Source organism: Phytopseudomonas daroniae (assembly GCF_004327285.1).
Taxonomy (GTDB): domain Bacteria; phylum Pseudomonadota; class Gammaproteobacteria; order Pseudomonadales; family Pseudomonadaceae; genus Aquipseudomonas; species Aquipseudomonas daroniae.
Genome location: NZ_QJUI01000009.1, coordinates 128784 through 151130, shown reverse-complemented (window position 1 = coordinate 151130; position 22347 = coordinate 128784). Strand labels below are relative to the sequence as shown.

The 22347-nt window shown below is 60.5% G+C and carries 22 protein-coding genes and 3 pseudogenes; 13 read left to right on the top strand and 12 right to left on the bottom strand.

The window, feature by feature from the left end; genetic code table 11:
• Window positions 1-113: 113 nt before the first annotated feature.
• Both DNK06_RS11990 and DNK06_RS11985 read left to right on the top strand, forming a co-directional pair.
• Window positions 114-809 (top strand): heavy metal response regulator transcription factor, encoded by a 696-nt coding sequence (locus DNK06_RS11990; protein ID WP_131180244.1) that lies wholly within the window; start codon window positions 114-116, stop codon window positions 807-809.
• Window positions 782-2227 carry a heavy metal sensor histidine kinase gene (locus DNK06_RS11985; RefSeq protein WP_131180243.1) on the top strand — a complete coding sequence of 482 codons (1446 nt, stop codon included), beginning with the start codon at window positions 782-784 and terminating at the stop codon, window positions 2225-2227. The genes DNK06_RS11990 and DNK06_RS11985 overlap by 28 nt, the downstream gene beginning before the upstream one ends.
• On the opposite strand, the gene DNK06_RS11980 is transcribed toward DNK06_RS11985, so the two are convergent.
• The 4 genes from DNK06_RS11980 to DNK06_RS11965 all read right to left on the bottom strand — a co-directional run bounded on the left by DNK06_RS11980 (window position 2198) and on the right by DNK06_RS11965 (window position 7152).
• Complete coding sequence (locus DNK06_RS11980) at window positions 2198-4390, bottom strand: xanthine dehydrogenase family protein molybdopterin-binding subunit (RefSeq protein WP_131180242.1); 2193 nt, start codon at window positions 4388-4390, stop codon at window positions 2198-2200. The two genes, DNK06_RS11985 and DNK06_RS11980, sit on opposite strands and share 30 nt — an antisense overlap.
• Window positions 4387-5376 carry an FAD binding domain-containing protein gene (locus DNK06_RS11975; RefSeq protein WP_131180241.1) on the bottom strand — a complete coding sequence of 330 codons (990 nt, stop codon included), beginning with the start codon at window positions 5374-5376 and terminating at the stop codon, window positions 4387-4389. The genes DNK06_RS11980 and DNK06_RS11975 overlap by 4 nt, the downstream gene beginning before the upstream one ends.
• The gene (locus DNK06_RS11970) at window positions 5373-5882 is read right to left on the bottom strand and encodes a (2Fe-2S)-binding protein (protein WP_131180240.1); all 510 of its coding nucleotides are present in this window, start codon (window positions 5880-5882) and stop codon (window positions 5373-5375) included. The genes DNK06_RS11975 and DNK06_RS11970 overlap by 4 nt, the downstream gene beginning before the upstream one ends.
• A gap of 349 nt (window positions 5883-6231) precedes the next feature.
• Window positions 6232-7152, bottom strand: coding sequence for an aromatic alcohol reductase (locus tag DNK06_RS11965; RefSeq protein ID WP_131180239.1), 921 nt, complete (start codon window positions 7150-7152; stop codon window positions 6232-6234).
• Between the two features lie 98 nt (window positions 7153-7250).
• Here DNK06_RS11965 and DNK06_RS11960 point away from each other — a divergent pair, with 98 nt between their 5' ends.
• Complete coding sequence (locus DNK06_RS11960) at window positions 7251-7646, top strand: winged helix-turn-helix transcriptional regulator (protein ID WP_131180336.1); 396 nt, start codon at window positions 7251-7253, stop codon at window positions 7644-7646.
• A 299-nt stretch (window positions 7647-7945) separates the two neighbouring features.
• Here DNK06_RS11960 and DNK06_RS11955 read toward each other — a convergent pair whose 3' ends face one another.
• From DNK06_RS11955 to DNK06_RS11940, 4 genes are all read right to left on the bottom strand, one after another.
• Window positions 7946-8389 (bottom strand): EF-hand domain-containing protein, encoded by a 444-nt coding sequence (locus DNK06_RS11955; protein WP_131180238.1) that lies wholly within the window; start codon window positions 8387-8389, stop codon window positions 7946-7948.
• A gap of 308 nt (window positions 8390-8697) precedes the next feature.
• Complete coding sequence (locus tag DNK06_RS11950; RefSeq protein ID WP_131180237.1) at window positions 8698-9675, bottom strand: saccharopine dehydrogenase family protein; 978 nt, start codon at window positions 9673-9675, stop codon at window positions 8698-8700.
• On the bottom strand, window positions 9672-10073 hold the full coding sequence (locus DNK06_RS11945) for a VOC family protein (RefSeq protein WP_131180236.1): 402 nt from the start codon (window positions 10071-10073) through the stop codon (window positions 9672-9674). Before DNK06_RS11945 ends, DNK06_RS11950 begins: the two co-directional genes overlap by 4 nt.
• Before the next feature lie 18 nt (window positions 10074-10091).
• Window positions 10092-10835 (bottom strand): SDR family NAD(P)-dependent oxidoreductase, encoded by a 744-nt coding sequence (locus DNK06_RS11940; protein WP_131180235.1) that lies wholly within the window; start codon window positions 10833-10835, stop codon window positions 10092-10094.
• Window positions 10836-10973: 138 nt separating this feature from the next.
• On the opposite strand from DNK06_RS11940, the gene DNK06_RS11935 reads away from it, so the two are divergent.
• The gene (locus tag DNK06_RS11935; protein WP_131180234.1) at window positions 10974-11861 is read left to right on the top strand and encodes an AraC family transcriptional regulator; all 888 of its coding nucleotides are present in this window, start codon (window positions 10974-10976) and stop codon (window positions 11859-11861) included.
• 31 nt (window positions 11862-11892) lie between these two features.
• On the opposite strand, the gene DNK06_RS11930 is transcribed toward DNK06_RS11935, so the two are convergent.
• On the bottom strand, window positions 11893-12777 hold the full coding sequence (locus tag DNK06_RS11930) for a LysR substrate-binding domain-containing protein (RefSeq protein ID WP_131180233.1): 885 nt from the start codon (window positions 12775-12777) through the stop codon (window positions 11893-11895).
• A gap of 110 nt (window positions 12778-12887) precedes the next feature.
• On the opposite strand from DNK06_RS11930, the gene phnD reads away from it, so the two are divergent.
• The 8 genes and pseudogenes from phnD to DNK06_RS11890 form a co-directional block, all read left to right on the top strand.
• Complete coding sequence (gene phnD / locus DNK06_RS11925; protein WP_131180232.1) at window positions 12888-13754, top strand: phosphonate ABC transporter substrate-binding protein; 867 nt, start codon at window positions 12888-12890, stop codon at window positions 13752-13754.
• Window positions 13751-14545, top strand: coding sequence for a phosphonate ABC transporter ATP-binding protein (phnC, locus tag DNK06_RS11920; RefSeq protein WP_131180231.1), 795 nt, complete (start codon window positions 13751-13753; stop codon window positions 14543-14545). The genes phnD and phnC overlap by 4 nt, the downstream gene beginning before the upstream one ends.
• Window position 14546: 1 nt before the next feature.
• The gene (phnE, locus tag DNK06_RS11915; protein ID WP_131180230.1) at window positions 14547-15365 is read left to right on the top strand and encodes a phosphonate ABC transporter, permease protein PhnE; all 819 of its coding nucleotides are present in this window, start codon (window positions 14547-14549) and stop codon (window positions 15363-15365) included.
• A 225-nt stretch (window positions 15366-15590) separates the two neighbouring features.
• Complete coding sequence (gene psrA, locus DNK06_RS11910; protein ID WP_131180229.1) at window positions 15591-16682, top strand: iron-containing alcohol dehydrogenase PsrA; 1092 nt, start codon at window positions 15591-15593, stop codon at window positions 16680-16682.
• A gap of 117 nt (window positions 16683-16799) precedes the next feature.
• Window positions 16800-16955, top strand: a pseudogene (locus tag DNK06_RS25475) (MFS transporter); the annotation flags it as partial.
• Window positions 16956-16970: 15 nt separating this feature from the next.
• Window positions 16971-17282: pseudogene (locus DNK06_RS11900) on the top strand (LysR substrate-binding domain-containing protein); the annotation flags it as partial.
• A 79-nt stretch (window positions 17283-17361) separates the two neighbouring features.
• Window positions 17362-18189, top strand: a complete 828-nt coding sequence (phnX, locus tag DNK06_RS11895; RefSeq protein WP_131180228.1) for a phosphonoacetaldehyde hydrolase — start codon at window positions 17362-17364, stop codon at window positions 18187-18189.
• A gap of 94 nt (window positions 18190-18283) precedes the next feature.
• Window positions 18284-18403, top strand: a pseudogene (locus tag DNK06_RS11890) (hypothetical protein); the annotation flags it as partial.
• Between the two features lie 270 nt (window positions 18404-18673).
• Here the strand turns inward: DNK06_RS11890 and DNK06_RS11885 are convergent.
• Together DNK06_RS11885 and DNK06_RS11880 are read right to left on the bottom strand one after the other, a co-directional pair.
• The gene (locus tag DNK06_RS11885; protein ID WP_131180227.1) at window positions 18674-19450 is read right to left on the bottom strand and encodes an SDR family oxidoreductase; all 777 of its coding nucleotides are present in this window, start codon (window positions 19448-19450) and stop codon (window positions 18674-18676) included.
• Entirely contained in the window at window positions 19447-19776 is a 330-nt protein-coding gene (locus DNK06_RS11880; RefSeq protein ID WP_131180226.1) for a nuclear transport factor 2 family protein, read from the bottom strand. Before DNK06_RS11880 ends, DNK06_RS11885 begins: the two co-directional genes overlap by 4 nt.
• Window positions 19777-19896: 120 nt before the next feature.
• On the opposite strand from DNK06_RS11880, the gene DNK06_RS11875 reads away from it, so the two are divergent.
• Window positions 19897-20814 carry a LysR family transcriptional regulator gene (locus DNK06_RS11875; RefSeq protein WP_131180225.1) on the top strand — a complete coding sequence of 306 codons (918 nt, stop codon included), beginning with the start codon at window positions 19897-19899 and terminating at the stop codon, window positions 20812-20814.
• A gap of 68 nt (window positions 20815-20882) precedes the next feature.
• Here DNK06_RS11875 and DNK06_RS11870 read toward each other — a convergent pair whose 3' ends face one another.
• Window positions 20883-22322, bottom strand: a complete 1440-nt coding sequence (locus tag DNK06_RS11870; protein ID WP_131180224.1) for an HD domain-containing phosphohydrolase — start codon at window positions 22320-22322, stop codon at window positions 20883-20885.
• Window positions 22323-22347 lie beyond the last annotated feature (25 nt).

Genomic DNA, 22347 nt, shown 5'->3' with positions numbered 1-22347 from the left:
CCACCCCCACGGCTGGTTACACTGCAACCCTGACGCGGCTTGCAGTGATTCGACACTTACCCGAACCCAGCCGCAGGCCAAAACCCATCACGGTGAGACCCGAGTGCTCCTGAATGCATATTTTGCTGATCGAGGACGACACCAAGACCGGCGAGTACCTGAAAAAGGGGCTTGGTGAGTCCGGCTACAACGTCGACTGGATGCAGCACGGTGCCGATGGCCTGCACATGGCGCTGCAAACGTCCTATGACCTGATCGTGCTGGATGTGATGCTCCCCGGCATCGATGGTTTTCAGATCATCGAGCTGTTGCGCGCCAGGCAAGACGTACCCGTGCTGTTTCTTACCGCCCGCGATCAATTGCATGACCGCATTCGCGGCCTGGAGCTGGGGGCTGACGACTATCTGGTGAAGCCGTTTTCCTTTACCGAGCTTCTGTTGCGCATTCGCACCATCCTGCGGCGTGGGGTGGTTCGGGAAGCCGACCACTTCCATATCGCCGACCTGGAGCTGGATCTGCTGCGTCGTCGGGTCACTCGCCAGCAGCACGTGATCGTGCTGACCAACAAGGAGTTCGCCCTGCTGCATCTGTTTCTGCGCCGTGAGGGCGATGTCCTGTCCCGGGCGCAGATCGCTTCGGAAGTCTGGGATATGAATTTCGACAGCGATACCAACGTGGTGGACGTGGCGGTCAAACGCCTGCGCAACAAGATCGATCTGCCTTACCCGGTCAAGCTGATCCATACCGTACGCGGCATCGGCTATGTGTGCGAGGTGAGGCCATGCGGCCCCGACGCCAGCCATCCCTGACCCTGCGCTCGACGCTGGCTTTCTCGCTGGTGGCAATGCTCACAGTGGCCGGTGCCGGTCTTTATTTGTATGGGTCGATGAAAGCCTCGGTGTTAACGAACAGCGATCATGCGGTGCTGGGGCGTCTGGATCACTTTCGCAAGCTGCTGCATTACGAGCTGGCCCTGGAGAAGTTGCGCGACAGCCCGCAGATCTTCAAGAACATGCTCGACAGCGAAGAAGACATCTTCATCATCGGTGAGCCGGGCCAACAGCCGGTGATCATGGTCAACCCACTGAACGCAACGCTGCCGGATCTGCCAGTGATCGAACCAGGGACGGCCTTGAGCGTGAACGACCTGCGCAGCGGCATGACCGACTCGGGCGTGCCATTGCGCGCCGCTACCGTGCTGACGACGTCCGGCGGCCGCGAAGTACGCCTCACTGCCGCGCACATCATGGTCAAGGAGATGGCCATGCTCGAGGCATTCCGCAAGCGTATTTACCTGGCGGTGACCCTGGCGTTTCTACTCACTGCGACGCTCGGTTACATGCTGCTGCATCGCGGCCTGCGTCCATTGCGCAAAATGGCCGCGCATGCCGCAAACATAACGCCCGAGCGGCTCGACAGCAGAATGGACAGCGAAGACACACCGGTTGAACTGCAACAATTGAGTGATGCCTACAACGCCATGCTCGATCGTCTCGCCAACGGCTATCAGCGCCTGATGCAGTTTTCCGCCGACCTGGCTCACGAAATACGCACGCCCGTGGGCTCGTTGATGGGGCATTGCCAGGTCGCCCTGCGTCAGTCGCGTAGCGCCGACGAATACCAGGCGCTGCTGGCTTCTAACCTGGAGGAGTTGGAGCGCATTTCACGCATAGTCGAAAGCATTCTGTTCCTCGCGCGCGCCGACGAAGCGCAATCGGTGATCGAGCGTCAGCCGTTGTCGCTACATGATGAGTTACAGCGTATCGCCGGTTATTTCGAAGGCCTGGCCGAAGAGCGGCAGCTCTCCTTGCATGCCACCGGCAATGGCACCCTGGAAGCTGACCCGCTACTGCTACGCCGGGCATTGAGCAACCTGGTGGCGAACGCGGTTCGCTACGCCGACGAAGGCAGCGAGATTCTGATGCGCGCGACAGCTGCCAACGATGGCTGGCGAATCGATGTGGAGAATCGGGGGCCGGTGCTGACCGATGCGACGCTGGGCAAGCTGTTCGACCGATTTTATCGGGGCGATGCTTCGCGCCATCAACGCTCCGACTCGAACGGCCTGGGCCTGGCCATCGTCGCGGCGATCATGCAACTGCATGGAGGCAAGGTGAGCGTGAAACAGCCCCGGCCAGGCACGATCTGCTTCACGTTGTTTTTCCCCGCGACGGGTGCAGTGAGACCGCCTGCCGGTTCAAAGCAATTTGTCCAGGGTAATGGGTAGTCGACGAATGCGTTTGCCGGTGGCGTGATAGACCGCGTTGGCCACTGCTGCGGCGACGCCGACGATACCGATCTCGCCGACACCCTTGGAGCCCAGCGGATTCACCACCTCATCATGCTCCTCGACGAAAATTACCTCGATGTCACCCATGTCGGCGTGAACCGGCAGGTGATACTCAGCCAGGTTGTGGTTCATGCAGCGACCCAGTTGGTGATCGATCATGGCTTCTTCATGTAGGGCCATGCCAATGCCCCAGACCACACCGCCGAGAATCTGGCTACGTGCGGTCTTTGCATTGACCACCCGACCGGCCGCGATGGCACTGACCACGCGCCTGACCCGCACGCTACCCAATGCCTCATCTACCTGCACCTCGACGAATACCGCTGAGTGGGTGGCACTGGCGAACTGCTCGCGCAGCTTGCCCGGTTTGGCCTCGACTTGCGCTTCGACGCTGCCGTGGCACATCAGTAGATCGCGCAGTTCGATGGCGCGGCTGCTGTCATCGGCCTGCTCGATTCGTCCGTCGATGCAGCGCAACTGGCTGGCGTCGGTGAAGGGTGCATCAGGTAGTTGGCGCGCGGCATCGCACAGGCGCTGCGCCAGTTCCAGGCAGGCCAGGCGCACTGCGCTGCCCACCGACGAAACGGTAAAGGAACCACCCTGCAGAGGCGCCTTCGGCAGGCTCGAATCACCCAGTTCGAAGGTGACGAGGACGGGATCCAGGCCGAGCGTGTCGGCAGCGATCTGGGTCATCACGGTGGCCGTGCCCGGGCCGATATCGCAGGTCGCACTGGCGACCAGCAGACGACCGTCGGCACTCAACGTAGCGCGAGCGCTGGCAGGCATCTGCATGGCTTCCCAAACGCCGGTGGCCATGCCCCAGCCGATCAACTGATCGCCTTCGCGCATGCTGCGTGGCTGCGCGCTGCGGCGCTTCCAGCCGAAAGCCTCGGCACCCAGCTGATAGCAGGCACGCAGTTCCTTGCTGGAGTAAGGCTTGCCCTCGTTCTGGTTGGTTTCGCTGTAGTTCAGCAGGCGCAGTTGCACAGGGTCGACGTCAGCGGCCCAGGCCAGCTCGTCCATCGCCGACTCGAGAGCGAAAAGGCCGGTGGCGGCGCCTGGAGCACGCATGTCCAGCGGGGTATAGACGTCCAGAGGCGCCAGCTGATAGCTCAAGCGCAGGTTGTCGCAGTGATAGAGCATCCCCGACCATTCAGCGACATGTTCGGTGAAGTCCTCGAAGCGTGAGGTTTGGCCGATGACATCGTGCACCAAGCCCTGCAGCTTGCCGTCGCTCGACGCACCCAGGCGCATGCGCTGGATGGTGCGCGGCCGATAGCCGAAGGTGAACATCTGCTGGCGGGTGAGCGTAACCCGCACCGAGCAGTGCAGCTTCAGGGCGGCCATGGCGGCCAGCGGAAGCTGGTATTGCGGACGCAGGCCGGAGCCGAATGCACCGCCCACGAAGGAGGACAGTATCCTGACTCGTGAGGTTTCCAGCTTGAGCACGTTGCACAGGTACTGCTGGCTGTTCTGCGGCCCCTGGGTCTTATCGTGGATCAACAGGCTGTCGGCCTGGTAGATCACCGTCGACGCGTGGGGCTCCATCGGATGGTGATATTCGTTGGGCAGTTCGTACTCCAGTTCCAGACGAATGGCCGCGGCCGCGATGGCCTCTTCGGCATTGCCTCTGGGCTCCGGCAACTCGGCCGGCGCTTGGTGGGCGCTGCCCAGCGCCTGTTGCAGATCGGTGGCATGGGGTTCTTCGTCATAGCGAATCTTCACGCAGGAAGCGGCGTGCCGGGCGAGTTCAAGGGTCTCGGCCACCACCAGGGCTACCGGTTGCCCGCTGTAGTGCACCTGCGCGTTGAACAGGGGGCGAAAGGGCGAGCCATCCGCCGCATCGTCGTCCTCGTAGCTTTCGTCGTCCGCCGCCATCGGTGGACGATTCTGGTGGCTAAGCACCAGTGTCACTCCAGGCAGAACCAACGCAGCGGAGGCATCTATCTCGACAATGCGGCCGCGGGCAATGGGGCTGCAGATCACGCTGCCATGCAGCAGTCCGGCAGCAGTGTGCTCAGCTGCGTAACGGGCCTGGCCGGTCACCTTGAGGGGGCCGTCGACCCGGTCGAGCGGACGGCCAAGTATCGGGGCATTCATGGGGCTATCCCTCCGGCAGCGGTAGTCAGGGCACGAACGATGGCGCGACGCGCCAGTTCTACCTTGAAGGCGTTGTGCGTCAGTGGTCGTGCGTCCTGCAGCATCAGGTCGGCGGCCGCCTGGAAGTTTGCCGCCAGCGGCAACTGACCCGCGAGGCTGCGCTCCACGTCCGCCCGCCGCCAGGGTTTGTGGGCCACGCCACCCAGCGCCAGACGCGCCTCACGGATACGGCCGTCGGCGTCGAAGTCGAGCGCCGCGGCGACCGACACCAGAGCAAAGGCGAAAGAGGCACGGTCGCGCAGTTTGAGGTAGGAACTGTTCGCTGCGAAGCCGGCTGCGGGCAGCTCCACGGCCAGCACCAGCTCGTCGCTGGCGAGCTGGGTATCGCGTTGTGGCTCGTCCTCAGGCAGGCGGTGAAAGTCAGCGAAGGCTATACGGCGTTGGCCCCGGGTGCCGGCGACCAGTACCTGGGCATCGAGCGCCGCGAGTGCCACACAGAGATCCGAGGGATGCACCGCGACGCACTGCTCGCTGGCGCCGAACAGCGCGTGGTAGCGATTGAGACCGGTGCGCGCCGGGCAACCGCTGCCAGGCTCGCGCTTGTTGCAAGGCGTCTGGCTGTCGTAGAAGTAGTGGCAGCGGGTGCGCTGCAACAGGTTGCCACCGACGCTGGCCATATTGCGCAGTTGGGGCGACGCACCCGACAGCAACGCCTGGCTCAGCAGCGGATAGCGGCGCTCGACCTCGGGGTGCCAGGCCAGGTCGGCATTGCTGACCAGTGCGCCGATACGCAGGCCACCCTCCTCCGTCGGCTCCACCTCGCGCAGGGGCAAGGCGTTGATGTCGATCAGACGCTGGGGCCGTAGCAGGTTCTCCTTCATCAGGTCGACCATGTTGGTGCCGCCGGCGATGAACAGGCTTCCGGGGCCGGCCAGGCCCAGAGCCTCGTCGACGTGCAGCGGTTTGCTATAGGCGAACGGGGTCATTGGCGAACCTCCGTTACACAGTCCGGCAGGGCTTCTTCAATGGCGGCGAGAATGTTCGTATAGGCTCCGCAGCGACAGAGGTTGCCGCTCATGCGCTCGCTAATGTCGGCAGCGTCGCCGATGCGACCTTCACTGGCGAGACCCAGCGCGGAACATATCTGCCCCGGCGTGCAGTAGCCGCACTGAAAGGCGTCGTGTTTGACGAAGGCGCGCTGCATCGGATGCAGTTCGCCGCCCTCGCTCAGGCCCTCGATGGTGGTCAGTTCACGACCATCGAGCATTACCGCCAGCGTCAGACAGGCGTTGATCCGGCGACCGTCCAGCAGCACGGTGCAGGCACCGCACTGACCATGATCGCAGCCCTTCTTGGTGCCGATCAGATCGAGTTGCTCACGCAGCAGGTCGAGGGCGGTGATCCAGGGATAGACCTCGACTTGCAAGGGAGCTCCGTTCAGGGACAGAGATATTTCAAGACGTTCGAAGCCGTTCGTGCGGGTCTCGCTCATGGGGGCAACCTCCGGTTATTCAGGACGTCTTCGTGCGTCCGTTTCGGTTCAGAGGTTGCGGGTTTGCAAATCGTTCAGGTCGAGCGAGGAGTGGCCGGCCAGCGCAGCAGATTCGCAGCATGGTCGGCTCGCGGGAGGCTGCCCGGATCGTCGACCGCCAACATCTTCCCTACTCGTGCCGAGCAGCAACTTGGCGCCTTGCCCGTCGGCAGTTGCAGCAAACATGACGCGAAAGCGCTGCTGGTGTCGCGCAGGCACCCTCGCCTCCTGCCATACCGAGTGCCCCAAGCGATGGCACTTTCCTGCCCGCTTCAGGCCGAAAGCAGCCGAAATGCGCGGCGCCGCGTAATCAGAGCAAATGCTGTTCTATCCATTGGCCGATGGTGGTGGTTTCGATCTGCCGTTCGACGTTGTAGCTATCCGCCTTTGCCCAAGCGACGCCTTTGCCTTCGGCGAACACCGCCCGGTACTTGCGGATCGAGTCATCGGGCGCGGCGGCCAGGTCGGCCTTGAGCGCTGGCACCGTCCACTCCACGCGTTCAACCTTGCGGTTGAGTAATTGATCGACAGTATCCGCCAATTGCCGGTAGGTGAGAGTGTCGCCCGCAGTGAAGACGACTCGATTAGCCAGCTCTGGCTCGAACAGGATGGAAGCCGTCAGGCGGCCGATGTCTTCTGGCGTGGTAACCGTCACGGCGGTGTCCCAGCTACCCAGGGCGCGTACGATGTTTTGATCCAGATCGACTACCCCGAACGCAGGTTCGAACAGAAAGCTGGTGAACATGCCGGTGGAGATGATCAACCATTGCACGCGTGACTGGCCGCGCAGCAATTGACGCACGTCCAGTTGTTCGTCAAACAAGTTTTGAGGGCTGCCGCGGCCGATCACGTCGTAATCCACGCCGAATTGCCAGGGCACATAGCGTTTCACATTCGACTGCAATACTGCGCGGGCCAGTTTGAGCTGTATCCCTGTACCTGCGGCGAATCCCAGGCAACTTACCAGCGTGTCGAAGCCACTGAACAGTGCGGCGAGCTGTTCTTCGGAATCGTTTACGGCATCCGCAGACACCACCTCGATGCCCAGGGTATTCAGTTCTTCGAGGGTCTGGCGTTTGCCTTCAGACGTAGTGCCGAGACTGGATGGTCGCAGCATGACGGTTACCTGCGCTGTCGGCTGGGCTGCCAGTTCGCGGAGCACGGCCATGCCGAGTTCGCCGGCGCCCAGAACGAGAATATTGTCGGTTTCTGCAAGGGTGTGCGGGTGCATCGGTTACTCCCGGTGAATGATCGACGATGATCGTTTTTATCCTGTCACCATTGGCGAACATTCAGAAGAAGGCACACGAGTGATACCGCATGAACACGATGACTGAAGAAGAGGTGATCCGCTTGTCACAAGCCACGTGCGACGCACTCAGTGACGAGGACGACGGACTCAAGCGTGAGGTTCTGACCCATGCGGGCAATCGCTGGTCGCTGGGGATCGTCCACACACTGGGGGTGGCGGGAAAACTGCGACACGCCGAAATCGGCCGTCGCCTGCCTGGTATCACCCAGCGCATGCTGACCCGCAGCTTGCGGCAACTTGAAAGAGACGGATTGATCGCGCGTTGCGATCACGGCGAGGTGCCGCCACGTGTCGATTACGAGCTGACCCCGCTGGGTCGAAGCTTTCTGGTGCACATGGTGCCGCTATGGATCTGGCTGTTGGAACACGCAGAAGATTTTCGCGCAGCGCGCGTTCGATTCGACGACGTATGAGAGTGCAAGGGATTAGCGAAAGTGGCGACTGTGGTGCGCCGTCAGCGTTGCCACGACTGACTGCTCTTGGCCGATAACCTGCCTGTGCTGGGAAAAGGAGAATGCTTCCGAACCTGGCCGATCTTCATTGACCTGGCTGACCATAACGCCAAGAACGTAGCACGTGCAGCCAAGTGCGGAGCGGGTGATCGGGTAGCTATGCTCATCGACTACATGACTGGTACCCGGCAGCTCTAGCTGATCGAAGAGACTCAATCAGTCCCTTTCAGCCGCTCTGCAAATCGCTGACTCTGGCTCATTCAGGGCGTGACTGACTCACCACGAAAGCGCTGCAACTCTTCACGGGTCACCCGGCGGTCACCGTCCATATCGGCTAGCAGCATCAGAGCAATCGCAGCTTCCACGTACTCCTGCTCGGTTACTTTGCCGTCGCGGTTGCCATCCCAATACTCCAGCGTCTTCTGCGCCACCGAAGCCAACACCTCGGCCGGCCAAACCATGTCAGAACCACTCTCGGCGACCATATGCGCGGCGATATCGTCTACGGTGAGGATGCCGTTACCATCACGGTCGATGGTACGGAAGGTCGCCGGTGCCGCAGCCCGGGCTTCCTCGACAGAAATTGCGCCATCGCCGTTGCTATCCTCCGAACGAAAAATGTCGTCGATCTCCGCCGCGGTCGCGTTGGTGGCTACGAACGCGAGAAGCAGGCCGGTGGAAAACATCCGGGTAAGCGATAGCATGTGGAAACTCCCTGTTGATAGATGTGAAAAGCAGCATAGCGGGATGAGCCAGACGTTGGTGTTATCCACACAGCATCTGCCATTGCAGTGGTGGAGTGGCGTAAAGGGTGAAGCGTCGTCCTACCCTACGAACTGATCTGGGGTGTGGTCACGGACAGCCTCGGTCGGCACCGTAGCCGTGGCTGAGCCAGTGTTCCATAGCCCACATGTGCTATAGCGGCTGCGTGCTGGAATCTAGCCTGAATGATGGCGTATGACGCCGCCGGCCCAGCCGAGGACTGAATAATGCCGCTATCGCCCGGAAGACTTCAGCGATCGGTGATGGTCGTACCGGCGATGCTCTCGGCGAACCCAGCTCCCAGCAGCTTTGCCGGCGTCTCGAAACCCGGCCGTCGCTCGCCACCCAATACCCGGCGCGCAGCCTCCACGGCAGCAATCGGTGTGTAGGTGTAGCCGTTGACGGTCTCAATCACTGAACGCGCAACTGTGCCGTCGGCGCCGGTCACTTCGGCTACTGCTCGGGCGCGATGAGCTTCGCGTTGTTGCGCGTCCGGGCCCTCAGGAAGCTGTGAGAGATCTCCTTCGGGAAAGGGATTGCCGGAGAAATGCACGAACATGGAAATGTTGGGAATGCCGGTGGAGTGCCAGCCGGTGACCAGATCACCGAAAGACAACGGCGCACACAGTTCCAGGCCGTAGCCAAAATCGAAGTGCCGTGGTTGCGCATCGGGAGTTGCAACCAACAACCCGTCAATCCGCGCCAGAAGCCCTGCACCAATGATTTCGCTGACACTCAGGGCGGAGCCACGCGACATCGAACCCGCAACCTGAAGTGCAATATTAAGCGACTGCGGCGCATGCACCCGACGAGCGACATGCACCGCCAGGCAGTCTGTCGGCACCACGTCCCAGCCGACGCCAGGCAGGAGCATGACGCCGGACTCGGCCGCCTTAGCGCCCAATCGCTCGGCCAACCGGTAGACATTGATCTCGGCCGTGATATCCAGATAGTCGACGCCAGCTTCGATACAGGCCTGCATCAATGCATCGGCTGTCTGCGCAAAAGGTCCGGCGAGGTTCAGTAGCACGCTGATGCCTTCAAGGGATTGTGCTGCCTGGGTATCGGGCGTGAACAGGCGATACGGAACATTCAATTGTGCAGCCAGAGCCCGCAGCCTGTCGTGATTGCGCCCGGCAAGGACAATGGCCAGTCCCTGCGCAACGGCGTACTCGGCCGCCATGCGCCCCATGTATCCGGTTGCGCCATAGATCATCAATCTCTTCATTGGACGTGCTGCCAGTTCTTGTAGACAAATCCCAGGCTGTACCCGTCAGGATCCAGGACATTTGCGGCGTAGTAGTCCGGGTCGTAGTGCAGACGTACCCCCGGTGCGCCGTTTTCGGTCGCGCCATGGCTCAACGCGGCCGCATAGGCGGCCTCGACTTCGGTTCTGCTGTTTGCCACAAAGCCAACATGCAGCGCTCTCCCACCAGCGTCCCCCTTGCGCAGCCAGAAGAACATCCGACCGTTGGCGCCAAAGCCTTTCAGGTCGGGATGCCCTGGTGGGCCGTCCTTACCGTCGTAATCCAGGCGCGCGGTGATACCGAGCGGTGCCAGGGCAGCTTCATAGAAACGGATCGAGCGTTCAAGGTCGCTCACAGACAAAAAAATGTGATCCAGCATGGCAAAGCCCTCGATTGTTCAGATGATGTATCCGCCAGCGACTTCAATGCTCTGGGCATTGATCCAGGCGCCCTCCTGCGACAGCAACATGGCAATGATCCGTGCCACATCTTCTGGCTCACCGACTCTGCCCAGCGCCGTTTGCGCAGCCAGCATCGCCTCGAATTCGTCATTGAGCCCGCCGCCCAACTCAGTTCGAATCGCTCCAGGGGAAACAGCATTGGCACGTATGCGCCTATCGCCAAATTCCTTGGCCATATAGCGAGTGAGCACCTCCAGGCCACCTTTGAACGCCGCATAAGGCGCAACCCCAGCAGTGGCCACGCGCGTGGTAGCGCTAGTCAGGTTGACGATGCTGGCGTTTTCTTCCAGTAACGGCAGCAGGGTCTGCGTCAGGAAGAAGGGGCCTTTGAGATGAACATTGAACAGACCATCGAACTGCTCCTCGCTGACAGATGCCAACGGGACGAACAGGCCGTAACCTGCGTTATTCACCAAGCCTGCGAGCGTGTTCGTGCCCCAAGTCTCATGCAGTGCAGCGACGACCGCCTCCCGGAAAGCCTCGAAGCTTTTGACATCTGCGACATCGAGCTTGAGCGCAACGGCTTTACCTCCCGCTCGTTCGATGCTTCGCACCACCTCAGCTGCGGCCTCTGGATGATGGTTGTACGTGAGGATGACGCCCATGCCGTGTCGGGCAGCGTGTTCCGCTGCACTGGCACCAATACCTCGGCTGCCTCCAGTAATGACGATAACGCCCATGATGTGCTCCATGGCTAACTGAATAAGCCGCCACACTACGGAGCATCGTCATCGCCAACGCAGCTGTTCCTACTCGAAACCTGCCTGTTTCTGCTTTCTGCTTGCACTGCACCTCATCCTGCATACAGCATTGCCAGCATGAACGAGCAACTGAATGAACTCCGCGCTCTAGCCGCCAAGGCCGAAAACCGCCGCACAGAGACGGGCATTCCGCGCGTCGCCATGGTTCAGGGCAAGATTCCAGAGCATATGCTGGCGGCGGTCTATGACCCGATGATCAATCTGATCCTGCAAGGCAGCAAAACCATGACAGTGGGCGACAGCACGCTGCGATATGACCCGGCGACCTATTTCGTCATGTCCATCGAGCTGCCAGCGGTGGGCACGGTGCACCCTGCCGCATCAGGCGAACCCTATCTGGCCGTCAGCCTGACACTTGATCCGACAGTGTTATCCACCCTGCTCACGGACTTGCCCAAACCCGTTTCTCGCCATGACAACGACCCTGGCTTCTCGGTGGCCGCCGTTACGCCCGAGCTGATGGACGCCTGGGTGCGTATGCTGCGATTGATGGGCGACCCCAATGCCATCGCGGCCCTCGCGCCTGCGTACGAACGCGAGATTCTGTTTCGCGTGCTACAAGGCCCCCATGGCTGGATGCTGCGGGAAATCGCCGCACCGGATACCGCCATGGCTCGCGTAAACCTGGCCATCCAGTGGATTCGGCGAGAATTTGCCGAACCCATCAGGGTGGAATTCCTGGCGCAGAAAGCGGCGATGAGTGTCTCGGCCTTTCACCGTCACTTCAAAGCGGTGACGACCTTGAGTCCATTGCAGTATCAAAAACGTGTTCGTTTGCTCCAGGCGCGAATGCTCATGGTGACCGGCGGCAAAAATGTCACGGCCGCGGCCTTCGAGGTGGGGTATGAAAGCCCGACGCAATTCAGCCGGGATTATGCGCGGGTATTTGGCCTTCCTCCTGCGAGAGACGCAGGAAGAATTCTGGGGGAAACGAAGGTCTCCTGAAACCAACGGGTGAATGGGGACGCAGCCGTAGCTAATCCGAGTCGCTGGGGCGCTTGAGGCGGGCCTGGTTTGCACAGGCGAGGAACGTCTCGATCACCTGGCTGCGGCGCTCGGCCAGGCAATACAGATACGTCTCGGTGTGCACCGGATCGCCCTCCAGACGGATGGCTTTGAGGTTGGGGCCGGGGATGTACTCGGCTTCTGACACTACGCCCAAGCCAATGCCTCGCGCCACCGCCTCGCGCAGTGCCTCACGGCTACCAATCTCCATGACCATACGCGGCGTCACCTCACGATCGGCCAGCGCCTGCTCGAACGCCAAACGCGTAGTCGAACCTTGCTCGCGTCGTAACATCGGCTGCCCCTGCAGCTCTTCCAGCCGCACGGTATCGTGCTGGGCCAAGGGATGCTCATGATGGGCGAACACGATGATGCGATGGCGGGCGTACAGCGTCGAGTGGAAAGCGGGATCTTCATGCAGCCCAGCTAACACACCGATATCCGTCACGTAGTTTTCGAGGTCAGCCAATACCGACGCCGAGTTACCCACACGGATCGACAGCTCGACCTGGGGGAAGTCGCGACGATAGGCATCGACCATCTCGATGACGTGGAACGGGCCAACCGCACCTAGCCGCAATTGGCCCCTGACCAAGGTTCCGGAATCACGTAACAGCCCGTGTGCTTCAGCTTCAAGAGCCATCAGTTGCTGCGCGATGGGCAATAGCTGCCGACCAACCGTCGACAGCTCGGCACGGCGACCACGGCGGTGGAAAAGTTCGAGATTATGCAGGCGCTCCAATGCCTGTATCTGAGTGGTCACGGTCGGTTGGCTGAGCCCAAGTGATCGTGCTCCCGCGCTGAAGCTGCCCTGTCGTGCCACAGCCAGGAAGGCGCGCAGCTTACTGTTCGACATCCATAGATTCCTTCAATAGTTTTGCGAGTAAACCAATATTGAATCGATGGCATGACGGTCACATTACAAAATTAGGGTAAGCGGCATTCCAACCACAACTCGGATATGCCATGAAAACTCTCCGTAAGCTGTTGTGCACTGTCAGTGTGTCGTTACCGCTGTTGATCAGTGGTGAAGTGTTTGCCGAGACGACACTCAGGATCGGCCTTATCCCCTCTGAAGACTCGCAGTCGATGATCGAGAGCAGCCAGCAGGTGCTCGATCAACTGCAGGCCAAGCTGGGCATGCCGGTTAAACCGTTCGTGGCTACCGACTACAACGGCGTGATCGAGGCGTTGCGCTCCAAGAAGCTGGACGTCGCCTATCTGGGGCCGTTCTCTTACGTGCTCGCAAGCCAGGTGGCCGATGTCGAGGCCTTCGCCGTAGCCGTGACGAAGAAGACCGGAAAGAGCGCTTACCGCAGTCTTATCGTTGCTCGCCCCGACAGCGGTATCCAATCGTTGGCCGATCTAAAAGGCCATACTTTCGCCTTCGTCGATCCAAGCTCCGCCTCCGGTCACCTCTTCCCCAAAGCAGGCATCGAGCAGGCCGGCTATCAGCCGGACGAGCTGTTTTCACGGGTGATTTTCTCGGGCTCGCACGATGCCAGCATCCTGGCAGTGGCCAATCGCAAGGTGGATGCCGCCGCTGTGGCTGACCGCATTCTTGCCACCGCTACGGCGCAGGGCCAGGTCAAACCGGACGAGTTGCGCATCGTCTGGAGCTCTTCAGATATCCCCGAGTCGCCGATGGTCTGGCGCAAGGATCTGGATCCGGCGCTGAAGCAGAAGCTGGCTGCAGCACTCGCCGAGGTCAAGGATATCCCCTGGGGTGATCAGGGCATGCTCGACGGCTTTCAGCCGACCCGCGATAGTGCCTATGACGTGGTTCGCGACACCGCCAAGGTGCTCGATCTCGATCTGAGCAAAATGAAATGATCAGCGTCCACCGGCTCACCAAGCACTATGGGAACAATCCCGTGCTGAGAGGAATCGATCTGCAGATCGGTGCTGGCGAATTCGTCGTGGTGCTTGGTCAGTCTGGCGCGGGAAAATCCACTCTGTTGCGCTGCATGAACCGCTTGGCTCAGGCAGATGGCGGCGAACTCCAGGTCGCTGGAATCGATGCCATGCAAGCACGCGATGAGCGTGCCCTGCGCCGCCAGGTTGCGATGATTTTCCAGCACCACAATGTGGTACCACGTCTCTCGGTGCTGAAGAACGTGCTCACCGGCCGCCTGGGATCGCTGTCGACGCTTGCCTCGATCTTGCAGCTTTTCAGTCGAGCCGATGTGGAGCTGGCGCACCAATGTCTGCGTCGGGTCGAGCTGATGCACAAGGCTGAAGCTCGCACCGACTCTCTTTCAGGTGGGCAAATGCAGCGGGTGGGTATCGCTCGTGCACTCGCCCAGCAACCCAAGGTCATCCTCGCCGATGAGCCCGTCGCGAGCCTCGATCCAAAGACTGCGCGTCTGGTCATGCAGTACCTGCGTGATGCCAGTCGGGATCTGGGGATTACCGTGGTTTGTAACCTGCATCAGGTGGACTTCGCCCGCGAGTTTGGCGACCGCATCATCGGTCTGGCACATGGTCGCCTTGTTTACGATGGCGACGCTGATGGTCTCGACCAGCCCACGTTGCATCGCATCTATCCCGGCGCGAACGAAAACAGCCAGACCGAGACCGAATGCTCCTTGCAGCTGCGTTATACCAATGGCCTGGGAGGCTGACATGCGCACCCAAAATTATCGCTGGATGGTGAAAACCCCGGACAGTCTGCGCGGCTGGGCCTCGACTGCTGCATGGGTGCTGATGCTGGTGGTCGTGCTGCATTGGAGCGCCAATGGCGCGCAGCTCAGTTGGGGGGAGTTGGCGTCAGGCCTCCCGCAAATTGGCGATTTCCTCTCGCGCTCGGTGCCGCCAAATCTGGATATCCTGCCCAAGCTGATCGCACCGGCCTTGGAAACCTTGCAGATCGCTATCTGGGGCACACTGCTGGGGATTCTCTTCGCTGTACCTCTGGCCTTTCTCGCTGCCCGCAATCTGCAGAGCAATCGCTGGCTGTACCAGGGAACCCGGCAAACGCTCAATGTCATTCGCAGTATCAATGAGCTGATCCTCGCCCTGGTCTTCGTTTCCGCTGTTGGCCTGGGGCCATTTCCCGGTGTCCTGGCTCTTGCAGTGCATGGGGTAGGCATGCTCGGCAAGTTCTTCGCCGAGAGCATCGAAGAGATAGATCAAGGCCCTCTCGAGGCACTTCGAGCCACAGGCGCTCGGCCTCTGCAGGTGATCGTGTTCGGCGTGCTCCCGCAAGTCATCACGGCCTGGATTGCCGTGATCCTCTATCGCTTCGAGGTCAACCTGCGTTCGGCTACCGTGCTGGGCATGGTCGGCGCGGGTGGGCTCGGCTTCGAACTGGTCAGCAGCATCAAGCTGTTCAAATACCAGGAAACGGCCACCTGCATCATCGTGATCACGCTGATGGTGATTGCCGCCGACATGCTATCGAGCCGACTGCGCGCCTCGATTCAGCAAAGCGGTAGGCACTGAGTAACCGTTTCGACAACTGCTCCCAAACGGCCGTGTCGTCCAGTACGGTCTCTCCAAGTAACTACACGCAACTTTATCGAGCGGAGTATCGCAGCGGTGACGCACGCTTCTCTAACGCCAGACAGTATCGGCTCAACCGATGCAGAGCTCGAATCAATCGATTTGAGCCCAGTTAACTCGGCAGCAAACATGGCCCCACATTCAAACAACAAGAAAGGAAATGCCATGTCTGCCCACTTCCACAATCCAGTTGCTACCTATTTTGGTAGTGGCAGCCTGAGCCAGATCGCGGCACTCACCGAAGGCCAGACGGTCGCCCTGGTAACCTTTCCCGAGGCCCGCGGCTTGGGTGTGATAGACAAGATCCAGGCGCTGTTGGGGGAGCGTCTGATTCATGTGGTGGAAGACGTGCAGCCCAATCCGGATGTCGCACAACTGAGTGCCACATACGAGCGTTTCTGGGCACAGGCCGGCGGCTGTGAAACGGTGCTGGCGGTAGGTGGCGGCAGCGCCATCGATACCGCCAAGGCGTTGATCGTCGGCACGGCGTCCGGGCGCTTCGATGAGTTGCTGACCCTGCTGGGCAGTGGCAAGCCGTTTACCCCGGCGCGCTGCAAGGCACTGATCGCGGCGCCTACAACCGCAGGTACCGGCAGTGAAGTGACGCCATGGGCAACCATCTGGGACGCGGGACAGCAAAAGAAGTATTCGCTGCACCTGGAATGCACCTGGCCCAAAGCGGCAATCATCGATCCGAATCTCATGCTTACGGTACCGGCGGGCGTGACTGTATCCACCGGTCTCGATGCGCTGTCACACGCGCTGGAGTCGATCTGGAACGTCAATGCCAATCCGATCTCCGACACCTTTGCGATCTCCGCTATCGAAGACATCCTCGACTGCCTGCCTCGGTTGCGCGAAAACCTGAGCAGCCGCGAACTGCGCGCCCGCATGGCCCTGGCGGCTCTGAAGGCAGGCCTGGCCTTTTCCAATACCAAGACGGCGCTGGCCCATTCCATTTCCTACGAAATGACCCTGCGCCATGGTCTGCCTCACGGCATTGCGTGCTCCTTTACCTTGCCCTACGTGCTGGGCTTGGCGTGGGGACGGGATGCGGCTCGGGATCAGACGCTACAGCGGGTTTTCGGGCCTGATCTGGCCAAGGCTCAAGAGCGCTTGCGAGGTTTTCTCCATCGCCTGGACGTGAAGACCGAATTCACCGATTACGGGGTGACGGAGGTCGAGGCGCAGGAGATGGTTCTGTATGCCATGCAGGGCGCTCGTGGAAAGAATTTCATCGGCTCACGCGCCGCCTGATACGTCGCCTACCTAACGTGGGCGGCTGTTCAGGTCGCCTGTTTCCTGTTGCACCGAATAAGAGTGCCGTTCCTCCAGCAGCCTGGTTGGAGGGAGCGTAACAAGAAGGAAAATATGATGAATCGTGAGCATTCTCTGTCTGGTCTCGCTGTTCCCGCCACCCCATCCTTTCACTTGGCTCAGTGGCGAATGCTGTTGGCGACGATGTTCTGCTACCTGTTTTTCTACACCGGTCGACAGACCTTCGGCTTTGCAATTCCCGGCATGCAGGCCATCAACGGTAACGGTGAGCGGGTGATCCTGCGCGAGCGGGGCTCACGCACCAGGCAACTGGTGGAGGAAGCGTGTCAACGAGCCGGTATTGAGCTGGACTGCGCCATGCAACTCAACAGCCGCGAGGCGATTGTGCATGCCATTGCTCAGGGAATCGGCATCGGTTTCGTTTCAGCGGTTGAGTATGCAGAGACGCCTGGCACCCGGCCGATCACCTTCGTCGACCATCCGTTTCACATCGAGTACCACCTGTGCTGCCTGGGCATCCGTCGTAACCGACCGATGATCGCCGAGCTGTTCGAGGGCAGCATACCGCCACCCACCTGAATGCAATCGAATTCATAACTCAGCCTGCCCTGTCGACGGGGAGGACAGGCCTCTCTCATCCTTCGTTTGGAGATACACCATGAACTACAAGCAACCGACTCAATTGCAAGCCGCGATTCTCGACTGGGCAGGTACCGTTGTCGACTTCGGCTCTTTCGCACCAACGCAGATTTTCGTCGAAGCCTTTGGCGAGTTCGGTGTCGAGGTTTCCCTTGAGGAAGCGCGCGGGCCAATGGGTATGGGCAAGTGGGATCACATCCGCACGCTCTGCGATCGACCTGCCGTTGCTGAGCGCTACCACGCGAAATTTGGTCGAACCCCAACCGATGCCGACGTGACGGCAATCTACGAGCGTTTCATGCCGCTGCAGATAGACAAGATCGGCCTGCACTCGGCGCTGATTCCCGGTGCGCTGGAAGCCATCGCAGCGTTACGCGAAAAGGGGCTGAAGATCGGTACCTGCTCCGGTTATCCGGCGGTGGTCATGGAAAAAGTCGTGGAGCTGGCACGCCAGAACGGCTATGTGCCGGATCACGTCGTGGCCAGCGATGAAGTACCCAATGGCCGCCCCTACCCGGCTCAATCGCTGGCCAACGTGATCGCGCTCGGCATCAATGATGTGGCTGCTTGCGTGAAAATCGACGACACCTGGCCTGGCATGCTGGAAGGCCGCAGCGCCGGTATGTGGACAGTGGCATTGACCTGTTCGGGCAACGCCCTTGGAGTGACTTACGAGCAGTACAAGAGCATGCCTCAGGACAAGCTGGATCAGCAGCGCATTCGCATTGGCCGCATGCTGGAAGGCTCGCGTCCGCACTACCTGATCGACACCATCGCCGAGCTGCCCGCGGTGATCGATGACATCAACGCACGCCTGTCGAGAGGTGAAGTGCCTCAGAACACCTGAGCCCTGCACGCAGGATTTGAGGCAGTCAGCGAGGCTGACTGCCCCGCACTCGGGCGCGATACCGCGGCCAACTTACAATAAGAGGTGATCACCATTTGGCGGCTACAAGAAGTCCGGGGTCGGGCGCGAAACCCACAAGATGATGCTCGACCACTATCAGCAGACCAAGAACCTGCTGATCAGCTACGACATCAATCCTTTGGGCTTCTTCTGATCGATGCCAAACAAAACCTGCCAAGCAGGTTTTGTTCGACCTCTAAACGCCCGCTTCTGGCCGCCAGCAGCCTGCCGCAGACTCTGCTACGGGCCGATAGCAACCGCCTACTGACTACTGCATGCATCCGATGATCGCCCCACAGCAGTTGGTGGCGGAAGGCTGCAATCGGCGGCCAGACGCGGACAACGATTAATGCCTTAGTTCGAATACAGTCAAACGCCAATCGTCGCCATATGTGGTTGCCGCGTTCAAGTAAGGTAGCCGCAGCTAGGCTGTCGGAATCGTTCCGCCATCGATGACAAATTCGCTCCCCGTGATGGATGCCGCGCAGGACGAAGCCAGGAACGCAATGAGGCTGGCCACTTCTGACGGTGTCGAGGGGCGGCCGAGCGGAATGCCACCCAGTGCATCCATGATTATCCGCTTGCCGCCTTCGTAGTCAGTACCTGCTTCCTGAGCCAGTCTCTCGGCCAGTGCGACCGCCGCCTCGGTTGCAATCCAGCCCGGCGAAACCCGGACAACACGCACACCTTTTGGCGAGACTTCTTTCGACAGACTTTTGCTGTAGGTCGAAAGCGCAGCCTTGGCAGCCGCGTAGGCAGTTGTAGCCTCAGGCAGAGGCAGCCGACTTTGAATGGAGGTCACATGGATGATGACGCCGTCCCTTCGCGCCAGCATATCCGGTAGCAATGCGCGATCGAGGCGTACGGCAGGAAACAGGTTCAGATCGAGCTCGCGTTGCCACTGTTCTTCGCTCAACGCAGCGAATCCACCGCCGGGCGCGGACGAACCACCGAGGACGTGGACGATTATGTCCACACTGCCCAAGAGCCGTTTAGTCGCGGCCACCAGTGTTTCGCAACCTTCCAGGGTCGTGAGATCGGCCGCAACGAACAGGGCATCCGGCATGTCGGTGTTCGCCTGCCGGGCCGAGGTGAGCACTTGCGCGCCCTCTGCACGGAACAGCTTGACGACAGCGCTCCCGACGCCTTTGGTGCCACCGGTGACCAGCACCCGCTTGCCGGCCAGGCCGAGATCCATCATGGCGTAATCTCCAGCGAGCGGATCCGATCATCCTTCAGCACAAACACATGGTTCAGCTTGACCGGGCTGCCGGGAAAATTGCCGGTAATACGCGCAATGACGGTCAGCCTGCCCTCTTCGTGCAGGGCCTCCAGAGGCTGGACATGGTAGGTGAACGCCTGCTGTGCCTCATGCTGCCAGGATTTGATGGACTCAATTCCCTCATGCGTTTTGTTTTCGTCGAACACCGTGGCATCCGCGCAGAAACAGCTCGCCAGGCGTGACACATCGCCGCCATTGCTGATAGCGAAGTATGTCTCCACGGCGTCAGGCAGTTGAAGACTCATGAGTCTGATCTCCTCTCTCACAGTTGGTTGGGGTTCACGACTGTGATCTTGCCGCCCAGTTGATAATTTGCTCAACTGGGATAGACATTAATGACCAATCCCTAAAATCAGGATAATCGAATGCCTGACTCTCGCCTTGGCCTCAATGAGCTGGAAGCGGTAATGGCGGTGGCGCGCAGGGCCTCGTTCCGACAGGCCGCTATCGATCTGGATGTATCAACCACCGCCTTGAGTAATACCATTGCCAAACTGGAGGCGAATCTCGAAACGCGGCTGTTCAATCGCACGACACGCAGCGTGTCTCTGACCGAGTCGGGCAAGATGTTTCTGGAGCAGGTTGGCCCGGCCCTGCATGATGTACGCGCCGGGCTCGAAGCGGTGCGATCCCACAACGCCGGGCCCTCGGGCGTTCTGCGCATCAATGCGTTCGCGAGTGCCGCCCGAGCAGCGCTGCTGCCGTTGATTCTGGAGTTTCTGCGACGCTACCCGAAGGTGCACATCGACCTCGTGACCGAAGGCCGTTTGGTAGACATAGTCGCTGACGGTTTCGATCTCGGTGTACGCTCCGCGAATCTCGTGCCCAGTGACATGATCGTGATCTCCCTTGGCCAGCCGCAACGTTACGCCGTGGTCGGTACGCCAGCGTACTTCGAAAAATACGGCCGGCCCCTTACGCCACCCGATCTCCTCCACCATCAGTGCATACGTATCCGCCTACCGAATGGCGCAATTTACCCCTGGCATTTCGAGCGAGGGGGAGAAGTGACCAGGCTTGACGTGGCCGGGCAGCTCACGCTTGACGAGCCCAGTGTCGCCAAGGCTGTGGTGCAGGAAGGCGTGGGGCTCGGCTTTTTCATGGAACAGGACGTTCAGAGCGAAATCGAGACCGGACAGTTCGAGCGAGTCCTGCAGGGCTGGACACCTCCCAGAGATAACCTGTGCCTGTACTACCCGAACCGACGCAACCCCTCCGCTGCGCTCAAGGCGTTTACAACCCTGGCCCGCGCCAATCTGTGCAGCCAAGGCGGACTCGCATAACTCATCCGGCCATCCGCGTAGTTCTGCACGAGCGGCCCGAAAGCAATCCGCTGCCCAGAGGACAGCTATCAGGCGATCAAACCTAACGTCAGCGCCTTCAATGTGGCCGCCGCTCGAGTGGAGCAACCCAGCTTGCGGAAAATGCTTTCCACGTGGGTACGAACAGTACTCGGGCTGATATCCAGCCGCCGCGCCACTTCCTTGTTGCTGGCGCCGCGGCTGATCTCCAGGAGAATGTGACACTCGCGGGGGGTGAGTAACGGATTCTTGGGCTGAGGGCGCCTGCGCTCACCACGCGAAGCGGCGATCACCGCTTCGCAGATTTCACCGTCGAACAATCCGCGGTTGGCGTCCTGCTTGAGCAGCCTCGCCGCCTCCGATTCGCTGTAGGCTGGCCGCCAGGGCCTGGCTCCCCTTAACGCGACCCAGGCTACGGTGGTGGCGAGCAACCGATACTCGGAGCACTGGGAATCTGCTGACGCACCTCGAAAGTAACCACTGCCGTCGAGCCGTTCGTAAGCATGGGCGGCGATCTCTCCAGACGTGGCCAGCTCGCTGATTTGTCTCGACGCTTTCTGCGTCCAGTAGGGAACGAGGTGTATTCGCTCCGCTGCCCCGTATGGCAGCGGCCCTGCGGTATTCCAGAGATGATTGGATACGGCTGCCCGCCCGAGACCGTGAATGAGGGCTGCTTTGCCAATTTCCGTCAGGGCTGGCTCGGGCAGCCCCCACAAACGTGCCGCCTCGGTGGCGACATGCGCCACCTGCCTGGAATGGCCTGCCAACCAGGACAATTTCAGATCGATCACATCCCCCACCAGTGTCAGCGACACTGGGCGTTCGGCCTTGGCGTCGTCCGCCCCCTCGGAAGCGCTCTCAAGATCCGCCAACCACTCTTCCGCATTTCGTACGAGCAACGAGACGAGGGAGGCGGGATAACGTCGATCAGACTGATTGCCGATCCAGCTCAGCGCCGCGTCCAGGCCATGTGTCCGGCTGAGAATGTCCAGATCCCCGGCAAGTACCACCTGGTAGGCCACTTCCGGAATGCTCTCATGCGCCAACCCCAACGGCCGGCCGGTTCCGTCATAGGTTTCGAACACCCGACACAACCCTGACTCGACAGCGGTACCGAGCTCCAGCGTTTTCGCAATTTCGCCAGACACCTCGCAGTGTACGACGGCGAGCGAAGTCGCCTGGTGCACCGCGTTCATATCGTCAGCGCCCAGAGTCTGGTCGAGCATCGCGCGGCGTCCTTCGACATCGTCACCCAGCAGATGAGCGAACCCTTCGGCGTTAGCGGTGCAGCCGGACCAACGCAGCAAGGCGACCTGCTCCGCTACCCTCAGGTGGTCGCCCTTGCCGTGCCCGGCTTGCGCCAGCATTCGCGCCAACCTGGCAACGCGTCGGGAATGCCCGAGTGGTTGCCCCATGCTGAGATCCCCGACCTGGGAGATAGCCCCCAATGCTCCGCTTAATGAGATGTCGAGTCGCTTCGCGTTATCCATGGAAAAACCCCAGGGTCGGATAAAT

Bases quoted from the DNA above. Each gene is read 5' to 3' on its own strand.
- DNK06_RS11990 (WP_131180244.1), top strand. From the start codon at position 114: ATGCATATTTTGCTGATCGAGGACGACACCAAGACCGGCGAGTACCTG.
- DNK06_RS11985 (WP_131180243.1), top strand. From the start codon at position 782: ATGCGGCCCCGACGCCAGCCATCCCTGACCCTGCGCTCGACGCTGGCT.
- DNK06_RS11980 (WP_131180242.1), bottom strand. From the start codon at position 4,390: ATGAATGCCCCGATACTTGGCCGTCCGCTCGACCGGGTCGACGGCCCC.
- DNK06_RS11975 (WP_131180241.1), bottom strand. From the start codon at position 5,376: ATGACCCCGTTCGCCTATAGCAAACCGCTGCACGTCGACGAGGCTCTG.
- DNK06_RS11970 (WP_131180240.1), bottom strand. From the start codon at position 5,882: ATGAGCGAGACCCGCACGAACGGCTTCGAACGTCTTGAAATATCTCTG.
- DNK06_RS11965 (WP_131180239.1), bottom strand. From the start codon at position 7,152: ATGCACCCGCACACCCTTGCAGAAACCGACAATATTCTCGTTCTGGGC.
- DNK06_RS11960 (WP_131180336.1), top strand. From the start codon at position 7,251: ATGACTGAAGAAGAGGTGATCCGCTTGTCACAAGCCACGTGCGACGCA.
- DNK06_RS11955 (WP_131180238.1), bottom strand. From the start codon at position 8,389: ATGCTATCGCTTACCCGGATGTTTTCCACCGGCCTGCTTCTCGCGTTC.
- DNK06_RS11950 (WP_131180237.1), bottom strand. From the start codon at position 9,675: ATGAAGAGATTGATGATCTATGGCGCAACCGGATACATGGGGCGCATG.
- DNK06_RS11945 (WP_131180236.1), bottom strand. From the start codon at position 10,073: ATGCTGGATCACATTTTTTTGTCTGTGAGCGACCTTGAACGCTCGATC.
- DNK06_RS11940 (WP_131180235.1), bottom strand. From the start codon at position 10,835: ATGGGCGTTATCGTCATTACTGGAGGCAGCCGAGGTATTGGTGCCAGT.
- DNK06_RS11935 (WP_131180234.1), top strand. From the start codon at position 10,974: ATGAACGAGCAACTGAATGAACTCCGCGCTCTAGCCGCCAAGGCCGAA.
- DNK06_RS11930 (WP_131180233.1), bottom strand. From the start codon at position 12,777: ATGTCGAACAGTAAGCTGCGCGCCTTCCTGGCTGTGGCACGACAGGGC.
- phnD (WP_131180232.1), top strand. From the start codon at position 12,888: ATGAAAACTCTCCGTAAGCTGTTGTGCACTGTCAGTGTGTCGTTACCG.
- phnC (WP_131180231.1), top strand. From the start codon at position 13,751: ATGATCAGCGTCCACCGGCTCACCAAGCACTATGGGAACAATCCCGTG.
- phnE (WP_131180230.1), top strand. From the start codon at position 14,547: ATGCGCACCCAAAATTATCGCTGGATGGTGAAAACCCCGGACAGTCTG.
- psrA (WP_131180229.1), top strand. From the start codon at position 15,591: ATGTCTGCCCACTTCCACAATCCAGTTGCTACCTATTTTGGTAGTGGC.
- phnX (WP_131180228.1), top strand. From the start codon at position 17,362: ATGAACTACAAGCAACCGACTCAATTGCAAGCCGCGATTCTCGACTGG.
- DNK06_RS11885 (WP_131180227.1), bottom strand. From the start codon at position 19,450: ATGATGGATCTCGGCCTGGCCGGCAAGCGGGTGCTGGTCACCGGTGGC.
- DNK06_RS11880 (WP_131180226.1), bottom strand. From the start codon at position 19,776: ATGAGTCTTCAACTGCCTGACGCCGTGGAGACATACTTCGCTATCAGC.
- DNK06_RS11875 (WP_131180225.1), top strand. From the start codon at position 19,897: ATGCCTGACTCTCGCCTTGGCCTCAATGAGCTGGAAGCGGTAATGGCG.
- DNK06_RS11870 (WP_131180224.1), bottom strand. From the start codon at position 22,322: ATGGATAACGCGAAGCGACTCGACATCTCATTAAGCGGAGCATTGGGG.